Origin of the sequence: Roseicyclus amphidinii (assembly GCF_030163755.1) — a bacterium.
Classification (GTDB): Bacteria; Pseudomonadota; Alphaproteobacteria; order Rhodobacterales; family Rhodobacteraceae; genus Roseicyclus; species Roseicyclus amphidinii.
The window spans coordinates 1-10,274 of record NZ_JASJOE010000087.1; the positions used below are offsets into that span (position 1 = coordinate 1).

The following is a 10,274-nucleotide window of genomic DNA, read 5'->3' on the forward strand; positions in this document are numbered from 1 at the left end:
TACGGCCCGGCGCGGTGGCCTGTCCCCACCGCGCCGGTTGCCATTCCGCGCCCCAGCGCCTATGCCGCGGTCCGACGAACCTGGACCCGGACCTGTTTCCGGGTGGCTCTTCCGGCCGCCGATCCGCCGGACAACCGCAAGGAAGCCGTGCCCCCGCACGGAGGTCCGGCGCAAGCCGCGGGACCGCAACCGGACAGCGACCCCATGATCTCACTCGACCTCTACCGCGCCCAGTGGCTCGGCAACATCCGCGCCGACCTTCTGGCCGGCCTCGTCGTGGCGCTGGCGCTCATCCCCGAAGCCATCGCCTTTTCCCTCATCGCGGGCGTCGATCCCAAGGTGGGGCTCTATGCCAGCTTCTCCATCGCCGTGATCACCGCCATCGCGGGCGGTCGGCCCGGCATGATCTCGGCCGCGACGGCGGCCACCGCGGTGCTGATGGTGACGCTGGTGCGCGACCACGGGTTGCAATACCTGCTGGCGGCCACGGTGCTTGCGGGGCTTCTGCAGATCGCCATGGGCCTGCTGAAGCTGGGCTTCGTGATGCGCTACGTCTCCAAGTCGGTGATGACGGGCTTCGTGAACGCGCTGGCGATCCTGATCTTCATGGCGCAACTGCCCGAACTGGACCCGCGCAACGTGACCGCGCTGACCTATGCCCTGGTCGCGGCGGGGCTGGCCATCATCTACCTGTTCCCGCGGATCACCACCGCCGTGCCTTCGCCGCTGGTGACGATCATCGTCCTGACCGCGCTGGTCTACGCCCTCGGCCTCGACGTGCGCACGGTGGGCGACATGGGCGCGCTGCCCGACACGCTTCCGGTCTTCCTGATCCCGGACATCCCGCTGAACCTGGAAACCTTGCGGATCATCTTTCCCTATTCCGTCGCCGTGGCGGTCGTGGGCCTGCTCGAAAGCCTGATGACGCAGAACATCGTCGACGATCTGACCGACACGCGCTCCAGCCGCAACCAGGAATGCGTGGGGCAGGGGCTGGCCAACACCGCCACCGGCTTCATCGGCGGCATGGCGGGCTGCGCGATGATCGGGCAATCCATCATCAACGTGAAATCCGGCGGTCGCGGTCGGCTGTCGTGCTTCGTGGCGGGGGTGTTCCTGCTGATCCTCGTCGTGGGGCTCGGCGACCTCGTCAGCATCATCCCGATGCCCGCGCTGGTGGCGATTATGATCATGGTCTCGATCGGCACCTTCTCGTGGTCCTCCATCAGGAACCTGACGCTGCACCCGCGCTCCTCTTCCGTCGTCATGCTGGCCACCGTCGTCACCGTGGTCTGGACCCACAACCTCGCCATCGGGGTGCTGGTGGGGGTGCTGTTGTCGGGCGTCTTCTTCGCCGCCAAGATCGCGCAGCTGTTCCGCGTGACCTCCGAGATCAGCGCCGACGGCCGGTTGCGCACCTACCGCGTCGAGGGGCAATTGTTCTACGGCTCGGTCGAGGATTTCATGGCCGCCTTCGACTTCCGCGAGGCCCCCGAGCGCGTCGTCATCGACGTCAGCCGCGCGCATATCTGGGACATCTCCAGCGTTCAGGCGCTGGACATGGCGATCCTCAAGTTCCGCCGCGACGGGGCCGAGGTCGAGGTGGTGGGCATGAACGCCGCCACCGAAACGCTGGTGGACAAGCTTGCCATCCATGACAAGCCGGGCGCCATGGACACGCTGTTGGATCATTGAAAGGGGCCGGACCCATGACAGAGCAGAAGATCATCGCCCTTGTTGACGGCTCGATCTATTCCGAAAGCGTCTGCCACCACGCTGCCTGGATCGCCGGGCGCACCGCCGCCCCGGTCGAGCTGATCCACGTGCTCGGCCGCCGCGAGGCCCCGGAAAAGCCGGACCTGTCCGGCGCGATCCGCCTCGGCGCGCGCAGCGAATTGCTGGAGCAACTGGCCGAGATCGACGCGCAGCGCGCCCGGCTGACCGGCCAGCGCGGCCGCGCCATCCTCGAGGACGCCCGCGCCATCGTGGACCGCGACGGCGTGACCGCGATCACCACGCGCCTGCGGCAGGGCGACATCGTCGAGACCATCGGCGAGATCGAGGGAGACGCCCGCGTCATCGTCATCGGCAAGCGCGGCGAGGCGGCGGATTTCGCGCGGGGGCACCTCGGCTCGAACCTCGAACGGATCGTGCGCGCGGCGCATCGTCCGGTCTTCGTGGCGGCCCGCAGCTTCCAGCCCATCGACAGCGTGCTGATCGCCTTCGACGGCGGCGCCTCGGCGCAAAAGGCGGTGGATCACGTCGCGCGCAGCCGCTTCTTCGCGGGGCTGCCCGTCACCCTCGTGACCGTCGGCCCCGAGACACCCGAAGCCCGCAAGGGCCTGTCGGATGCCGCCGCGGTGCTGGCGGCCGGCGGGATCGAGGCCGACACGCGCATCCTGCCCGGCCAGCCGGACGAGGAACTGGGCCGGCTGGTCGAGGCCGAGGGCTTCGGCATGCTGGTCATGGGGGCCTATGGCCACAGCCGCATCCGCAGCCTGATGATCGGCTCCACCACGACCGAGATGATGCGCTCGTGCAAGGTGCCGGTGCTGCTGCTGCGCTGACCGCGGACAGACGCCGCCCCCGGCTGCCCCCTGCCGCGCTCAGAGCCCGGATGCCGGGCGCGGCGCGTCCAGCGTGGTCAGCACCCACTCCGCGAAGTCGCGCGCGACGCGGTCCGTCGCGCGGTCGAAGGCCTCCACGATCTCGCCCGCCTCGAGCGAGGCGGCGCTGTCGCTGGCCTCGAAGCTCCGCGTCGAAAGCACCCGCACCCCGTCCTCGCGCAGGATGCGCGACACCATCCTGACCTCGACCCGCGCCCCGTCGCTGCCCTCGGGGGCCAGCGCCTCGAAGGCCAGAAGCTCGGTCACGATGGCGAAATCGCCGCTGGGGCCAAGCGGCCTGCGCCCGACGTAGCGAAACGCCCCCGTCGCATCCAGCGTGCGCGTCAGCACGGTCTGCACCATGACCGGCGCGGCCTCGCCCCAGCGCGCCTCGGGCAGGTAGGCCGCGGCCAGGCGCGTGGGCCGGATCATGATCCGGTCGGTCTCGAGCGCGCCGCTGGTGGTCGGCAGCTCGACGATCACGTCCCGCGGCAGGCTCGCGCGCGCGGGCCGGATGTCGGAGGGGGCCTGCACCTCGTAGACGTCGAGCGGCTCGGTCGCGTCACCCAGCGCGGTCAGCGCCGCGCAGCCCGACAGGAGCGGCAGCGCCGCGCCGAGCAGAAGCGGGCGAAGGCGAAGGCCGATGACACGGCCAATGGCAGGAGCGGGGGCAGGGGCAGGGGGCACGCGGGTCACCTCCGGAATTCGGGAACGTCGCGGTTCAGCAGGAACTGCGCCGGATTGCGGGAAATCGTTTCGGTCAGGGCGTCGAGGTTGCGGATCAGCGTCCGGGTTTCGGTGGCCAGCCGCGTGTAGAGCGGCAGGGCTGTCGTGGTGAACTCCGAGATGCCGGGCGCCGCACCGTCGACCAGCCCCTGCAGCCCGGCAAAGCTTTCGGTGGCGGCCTGGCTGGCCGCGCGCAGATCGGCCGAGATCAGCGGCAGGTCGCCCGCGACCGTGCCCACCGCCTCGGTCAGCGCGGCGACGGTGCCGCGCAGATCGGCCACCAGCGCCTCCATCTCGTCGTTGATCAGCCGGTCGGCCCCGTCGAAGGCGCGTTCGGCGGCCACCAGCGTGCGCTGCCCGGTCTCGAGCGCGGCGTTGATCGCGGCAAGCGTGGCGTTGGCCTCGGCGAAGGTGTCGCTCACCTGTCCCATCGTGGTGCCGGCTTGCGTCACCAGCTCGGGCAGCCCCGAGGTCGCCGCCGACAGGTCGGCCCCCACCGAGGTGATGACGCCGCGCGCGGTCTCGGCGGCGGCGCGGACATCCTCCATCAGCGCCGGAAGGTCGGTGGTTGCGGTGGCGTTGATCGTGGCGATGGTCTCGGTCGCCGCAGCGACGGCCGCGCGCGTCTCGGACAGAAGCGGCGCGCCCTCGTCCTCGATCAGCCCGTCGATGCGGCTGGCCGCGGCCCCCACCGCCGCCGACGCCGTGTCGAGCGACCCGATCAACCCGTCGATCCGGGCCAGCGTCGCCTCGGCCTCCTCGAGGCGCGCGGTGGCCGTCGTGCCGGTCGTGCCCAGTGTCGCCATCAGCGCGCTTGCGTCCGTACGCATCATCGCCAGTTCGCCGCGGAAGGCGGCCAGCGTCTCGGCCACGTCATCGGTCAGCGCGCTCAGGTCCTCGGCCACGTAGCGCCGCCCCTCGGCAATCGCGCCCTGCGCCAGGTTCAGCGTGTCGGTGCCGCTGGCCACCACCGCGGTGGCCTGGTCGGCCAGCAGGTCGATGGATTGCAGCGTCTCGTCCGCCGAGGACAGCACGACCGACAGGTCCCGTGTCAGCGCGTCGAGAGTGCTGTTGAATCGGTTGATCTGTTCGGTGAACTGCGTCACCGTCGTGGTGATCCCGGAAATCCCGTCGAGCGCGGCCACGAATTCCTCGGACGCCGTTTCCACATTGGCGATGATCCGCTCCAGCCGCCCCTCGTTCGCGCCGCTGAACAGGTCGCCGATCTCCTGCACCACGCGCAGGGTTTCGGTGATCAGCTCGGGCGCATCCTCGGTCAGGGTCTGCAGCGTCGAACGGCCCGCCGCGATCTCGGGCACCTCGCCGTCGGCGGGGTCCAGAAGCGGGCTGTCGGCGCTGCCCGGCCCGATGCCCACGAAGGAGATACCCGTCACCCCCTGCGCCTCGATGGTGGCGATGCTGTCGGCGCGCACCGGAGTTTCGGCATCCACCTCGAGCCGCACCAGGATCGTGCCGTCCCGCTCGGGCGCAAGCCGCACGTCCACGACCTGCCCCACCGGCAGCCCGCTGAAGCGCACGTCCGAGGCGGCACTCAACCCCGCGACCGAGGCGAAGCGCACGTCGTAATACGCGAACTGCCGGTCCAGCTCGACGCGGGCCAGCCACAGGAAGAACCCCAGGATGCCCAGCATCCCGGCAAGGGCGAAAAGCCCGATCAGCAGGTAATTTGCCTTGGTTTCCAACTACGGCCCTTCTTCTTGCCCGGTTGCTGTCGCCGTCTGCCGCGCGGTGGCTTGTGCTGCGCGCGCCCGCGGTCCGTGAAAATAGTCGCGCACCCATGGATGATCCACGCCGAGCATGTCCTCCATCGTGCCGGTCACCAGGACCCTGCGCTCCGCCAGCACCGCGACCCGGTCGCAGACGGCGTGCAAGGTGTCGAGATCATGGGTCACCAGAAAGACGGTTAGGCCAAGCGACCGGCTGAGTCCACGGATCAAGCTGTCGAACTCGCTCGCGCCGATCGGGTCCAGCCCCGCCGTAGGCTCGTCGAGAAAGACGATCTCGGGGTCGAGCGCCAGCGCCCGCGCCAGTCCCGCACGCTTGCGCATGCCCCCCGACAACTCGGAGGGGAACTTGTCGCCCGCGACATACGGCAGGCCGACCATCGAGATCTTCAGATCGGCCAGCGCCCGCGCGACATCGGGGGCAAGCGACGGCACCGCCTTCATCGGCACCTCGACATTCTCACGCACCGTCAGCGACGAGAACAGCGCCCCGTCCTGGAACATCACGCCCCAGCGCGCCTGCAGCGCCGCGCGCTCGGACAGGTCGGCGCGGCGCACGTCGGTGCCCAGAACGCGGATCGTGCCCTCGGCGGGCTCCTGCAGGCCCGCGATGCTGCGCAGAAGCACCGATTTCCCGGTGCCCGACCCGCCCACGATGCCCAGCACCTCGCCGCGACGGACATCGAGGTCCAGCCCCTCGTGCACCACCTGCGACCCGAACTGCGTGCGCAGGCCGCGCACCTCGATCACCGTCTCCGGCCCGTTCCCCTCCCGGCTCATATCCCGATCTCCGCGAAGAACACCGAGAACAGCGCATCGGCCACGATCACCGCGAAGATCGCCGCCACCACCGCCTTCGAGGTCTGCCGGCCCAGCGACTCGGCATTGCTGCCCACCTGCATCCCCGCGTGGCAGCCGATCACGCCGATGATCAGCGCAAAGACCGGCGCCTTGACCATCCCCACCGTCAGGTGGCCCAGGTCGGTCCCCTCGACGAAACGGGTGCGGAACATCGCGGGCGAGATGCCCAGCTCGAGCCAGGACATCAGCGCGCCCCCCAGCAGGCCCGAGACATTGGCGATCAGCCCGAGGATCGGCAGCGTCACCAGCAGCGCCAGGATGCGCGGCACGAACAGCACGGTGGCGGGATCGAGGCCGAGGGTCCGCATCGCGTCGATCTCCTCGCGCATCTTCATCGAGCCGATGGCGGCGGTAAAGGCCGAGGCCGTGCGCCCCGCCACGATGATCGCGGTCAGCAGGATGCCCAGCTCGCGCAGGATCGACACCGCGATCAGGTCCACGACAAAGACCTCGGCCCCGAACTGCCGCAACTGCGAGGCCCCCTGGAAGGCCAGCACGATCCCGATGAGGAAGGCCATCAGCGCCACGATGGGCACGGCCTTCAGCCCCACCTCCTCGCAATGATGCACCAGCGCGGTGAAGCGGAAGCTTCCGGGGTGGCGCAGGCTGCGCGCCAGCCGGGCAAGGAACAGCCCGAGATAGCCGGTCAGCCCCCGCGCGGTCGCGCCGGCCTCGGCGACGCTGCGCCCGAAGCGGGCGACGGCATGGGCGGGGCCGCGGGGTGCGGGCTCGGGGCGGTCCTCGGGCTGCGGCAGGGCGCGGCGCACGGTCTCCAGCACCGCCTCCATCGCCTCGGTCGTGCCCTCGAGCGTGCAGCGCCCCGTCCGCGTGACGACGAACCACGCCCCCGCCGTATCCAGCCGCGTCACGCCCGACAGGTCGAGCGTCAGCGCGCCCCCCTCCGGCACGTGGGGCATCCGGTCGGCCAGCGTGCCGACGGTATGGATCGTCAGCGGCCCGCGCAGCGCGACCTCGACCTGCCGCCCGCTGCCGCCGACCAGAAGCTCCACCGAAGAAGCCATGGAAGCCATGCCCATCCTGCCGCCTCCACCGGGCCGGGATCGCGCATCAATGCGCCTGTCCTGAGGAGCCAGTTTACGGCAGCTTCGGTCCGGGCCGCAATGCAAGGCCCGGAATGCGACCTGCGTCTTAAGGGCACCCGTCCGCGGGGGCGGGGCGGCTGGCCTCAAGACCCGTCGCAGAACGCCGCCAGCGCGCGCCGCGTCTCGAGCGCAAGGGCGACATCGCCGAGGATCGGCAGGATCGGCGCGAAATCATAGCCCGCGCGCAGCTCGTGGCCGTTCGCCGCCGAGGCCGGGACCAGCGTGAACGCCGCCCCGCTCAACCCGAAGCCGAAACTGCCCATGTCCGACACGGTGCCCTCCGCCGGGACGCAGTCCGCCGACAGGATCGAGGCGCGCGCGGCCTCGTCGGCCAGCACCTCCAGCACGGTGGCGGCGTGGATCGCGCGGCCGACCTCGAACAGGCCGAAGACCAGCAGCAGCAGGGCGCTGCCGACAAGCGCGAATTCCACTGCCGCCGCCCCCGCGGTCGCCCGCGCAAAGCGGCGCAGCGCGCGGGCCGCCGCCGCCGCCGCCGCCCGCCGGGGGCTGCCGAAAGGGCGTCGCCTAGCCATCCTGCCGCGCCCAGGCCGGAACCTCGACGCGCAGCACCGCGTCCAGCGCCCCGAGGTGTTCGGCCACCGCCGGAGGCAACAGCAGCGCCTCGCGCGACAGCGAGACCGAGATCGTGTAGGCCCCGTAGACGACATCCGGCGCGCAGGAGCCGCTGCAATCGACCACCTGCGCGGGGGCATCGGGGCAGAAACAGCTTTCCACCACCGACAGCGCCTCGAGCGTGACACGCTCGCGCGCGGCCACCTCCAAGGCGCGGCGCAGGGCCTGTTCGACGCTGTCGCGCGACGCATCGGCGTCCATCGCCGCGAAGACACCGCTGCGCAGCGCATGTTCCACAGCCACCCGCTCGCGCAGCATCAGCCCCAGGTCGAAGGCCAGCACCAGCGCGGGCACCAGCATCGCGGCCAGCAGGCCGAATTCCACCGCCACGCCGCCGCGGGTCTCGCGCAGGAAGCCCCGTATCCCGTGGCGCGCGCTCATCTCACCACCATTGCCGCAGCTTCGCGGCAAGACGCTGGCCCAGCGGCAGGGCGGCCCCGTAATCCAACCCGCCGTTGACGCGCGCGGCCAGCGCGATCAGCGCCTGCGACGCGGCCGCGCCCTCCTTGAACTGCACCGCGCTCTTGCCGGAATACTGCGCATGGCTGAACAGCGCGGCATCGGCGGGAACCCGCACGACCTGGTCGGCCCCGAGGCCCAGCATCTCGGTAAAGGCGCGGTCCGGCACCGCGTTGCCGCGCTGCGAGCGATACTTGTTCAGAACCAGCGTCACGTCCCGGCTTGCGCCGCGCACGCCGCGCAGGCTTTCAAGCGCCTTTTGCGCCGTCAGAAGGCAGCCCAGCGTCGGCTCGGCGGTGATCACCACATGATCGGCCTGCGCCAGCGTCTTGCGCGTGCGGCTGTCCCAGACCGAGGGCATGTCGAACAGAAGCTGCCGACCGCGCCTGTCGGCAAGGCTGATGATCGCGTTCAGCGCCGGCGCGGCGAGATGCGGCGCGTTCTCGAAACTCGGCTCCACGAGGAGCAGCTTCAACCGTTCGTTCACCGGCACGAACAGCCGTTCCATCAGCACGTCGTCGATCGGGCTGCGCCGTCGCAGCACATCGGTCAGCGTGCGCGCGTCCACCGCGTCGAAATTCAGCGCCACCGTGCCGGTCTGCTGGTCGAGGTCCGCGAGGATCACCTCGGCCTCCGAGAACATCGAGATCGCCACCGCCACGGTCTGCGCAACGGTGGACGACCCCACGCCCCCCCGCACGCCGAGAAAGGCGGTCAGCCGGCCCTGCCGCACCTCGCCGATATCGGCGGCGACGGCCCCGAGCGCGCTTATCACCTCGGTTTCGGCAAAGGGCGGGAACAGGAACTCGCTCACGCCCAGCTTGAAGACATCCCGCAACAGCCGCTGGTCGGGCGGGGCCTCGGCGTTCATCAGGATTACGCGGGTGCGCGCCTCCAGCACCTGCGACAGCTCGGCCAGCTGCGCCAGCACCCGGTCGGGGTCTTCCTCGACCTCGACCAGAAGGATGTCGGGCGCGTGGGTTTCCAGGTAATGCAGGCTGGCCTGCCCCAGCCCGCCGCGCTGGTAGCGCCAGCTCATGCGGCTGCAGGCGGGATGTTTCTGCGTCGACCTCAGCTGCGCGATCACCGCCTCGGTCCGGGCCACGGCCAGCACGTCGAAGGGCGGCAGCCGCCGCCCCTCCGCGGGCCCGGCCGGCCCCGCAGCCTGCGCCCCGCCATCGAGGTCGATCCCGGTTCGGGCGGCGATCTGCTGCGCTTTTTGCTCGGTCATTGCGGGCCTCCTGGGCTTGCGGGTCAAAGCGCGCCGGCGCGGCGCACGCGCACCTCGACGGGCGGCGGCGGCAGCGGCATCACGGCGTAGCGGGCGTCGGGGTCCTGCTCGGGGCGCAGGCTGATCGAGACGCGGCCGCGCTCCAGCGCGGTGGTCACGGCCTCCACCCCCGGCGGGTCCAGCTCCAGAGTGACGGTCCCGGCACCGCCCGACGGGGCGGGGGGCGACGCCGCGCCCGTCTCCACGGGCGGGCCGATTACGCGGGCATTGGTCACCAGCGCGCGGCTTTCGGGCCACAGCGCATCGGCAGGGGCTGGGGTGAAGATCACGTCCACCCGGTCGCCGTGCCGCAGCTGGTCGGCGGCGGGCAGGCCGCCCCCCGACAGCACGAAGCCGCGCTTGCCGGCCGCGATATCGGCCGCAATATCGCGCCTCGGGGGCGCGGCCGGGGGCGCGGGGGCCTCCTGCGCCTCGGGGGCCACCGGTGCCGCCGCGACCTCGGGGGGTGTGGGCGGAACCATCCGGTCATCGGGGCTGCGCAGCAACAGCGACAGGCTGCCCACCTGGGCCGCGGCCAGCGCCTCGGCGGCGTCGCCGAATGACAGGGCAAGCACCGCGTCGTGCCGGCTTGCCGCAAGCGCGCCGGGGGTGCGCGTCGTCCCCCCCTCGAGCGCCGGTTCGAGCGACAGCACCCGCGCATCGGGGACAAGGATGCGGCTGACCGGCACATCGGCCGTGTCGGGGAAATGCACATGCACCAGGTCGACCCGGTCGCCGGGCGCGATGATCGAGCCGAGCGGCCGGGCCAGTTCCACCGGCAGCGACACCGGCCGCATCCCCTCCCCGACCTGCCGCATCGCGGCGGCCAGCGGGGCGGTGTCCGGCGCGGCTTGCGGGGCCTCGAAGGCCC

Annotated in this window: 10 protein-coding genes and 1 other annotated feature; of the genes, 2 read left to right on the forward strand and 8 right to left on the reverse strand. The window is 71.2% G+C overall.

All coding sequences use genetic code 11. The features are described 5' to 3' along the window. The first annotated feature begins 79 nt into the window (after positions 1-79). Positions 80-136: a sequence feature (sul1 is cis-regulatory element that is thought to sense ions involved in sulfur or methionine metabolism; They are found in Alphaproteobacteria), on the forward strand. Between the two features lie 68 nt (positions 137-204). Both QQK83_RS17665 and QQK83_RS17670 read left to right on the forward strand, forming a co-directional pair. Continuing rightward, the gene (locus QQK83_RS17665; protein ID WP_284266518.1) at positions 205-1,695 is read left to right on the forward strand and encodes a SulP family inorganic anion transporter; all 1,491 of its coding nucleotides are present in this window, start codon (positions 205-207) and stop codon (positions 1,693-1,695) included. Between the two features lie 14 nt (positions 1,696-1,709). After that, positions 1,710-2,567 carry a universal stress protein gene (locus QQK83_RS17670; RefSeq protein WP_284266520.1) on the forward strand — a complete coding sequence of 286 codons (858 nt, stop codon included), beginning with the start codon at positions 1,710-1,712 and terminating at the stop codon, positions 2,565-2,567. A 39-nt stretch (positions 2,568-2,606) separates the two neighbouring features. On the opposite strand, the gene QQK83_RS17675 is transcribed toward QQK83_RS17670, so the two are convergent. From QQK83_RS17675 to QQK83_RS17710, 8 genes are all read right to left on the reverse strand, one after another. Then, positions 2,607-3,302, reverse strand: a complete 696-nt coding sequence (locus tag QQK83_RS17675; protein ID WP_284266522.1) for an ABC-type transport auxiliary lipoprotein family protein — start codon at positions 3,300-3,302, stop codon at positions 2,607-2,609. Next, complete coding sequence (locus tag QQK83_RS17680) at positions 3,299-5,035, reverse strand: MlaD family protein (protein ID WP_284266524.1); 1,737 nt, start codon at positions 5,033-5,035, stop codon at positions 3,299-3,301. The genes QQK83_RS17675 and QQK83_RS17680 overlap by 4 nt, the downstream gene beginning before the upstream one ends. Continuing rightward, a complete protein-coding gene (locus QQK83_RS17685) occupies positions 5,036-5,857 on the reverse strand; it encodes an ABC transporter ATP-binding protein (RefSeq protein WP_284266526.1) in 822 nt (273 codons plus the stop codon). It lies immediately after the preceding gene. After that, positions 5,854-6,969, reverse strand: coding sequence for an ABC transporter permease (locus tag QQK83_RS17690; protein WP_284266536.1), 1,116 nt, complete (start codon positions 6,967-6,969; stop codon positions 5,854-5,856). The genes QQK83_RS17685 and QQK83_RS17690 overlap by 4 nt, the downstream gene beginning before the upstream one ends. A 155-nt stretch (positions 6,970-7,124) precedes the next feature. Further along, the gene (locus QQK83_RS17695; protein ID WP_284266528.1) at positions 7,125-7,574 is read right to left on the reverse strand and encodes a TadE family protein; all 450 of its coding nucleotides are present in this window, start codon (positions 7,572-7,574) and stop codon (positions 7,125-7,127) included. Next, positions 7,567-8,055: a TadE/TadG family type IV pilus assembly protein gene (locus QQK83_RS17700; protein WP_284266530.1), complete on the reverse strand. Its 489-nt coding sequence runs from the start codon at positions 8,053-8,055 to the stop codon at positions 7,567-7,569. Before QQK83_RS17700 ends, QQK83_RS17695 begins: the two co-directional genes overlap by 8 nt. 1 nt (position 8,056) lies before the next feature. After that, entirely contained in the window at positions 8,057-9,364 is a 1,308-nt protein-coding gene (locus QQK83_RS17705) for an AAA family ATPase (protein WP_284266532.1), read from the reverse strand. 23 nt (positions 9,365-9,387) lie between these two features. Further along, positions 9,388-10,274, reverse strand: an 887-nt coding sequence (locus QQK83_RS17710) for an RcpC/CpaB family pilus assembly protein (RefSeq protein ID WP_284266534.1), incomplete at its 5' end; no start/stop codon positions are given.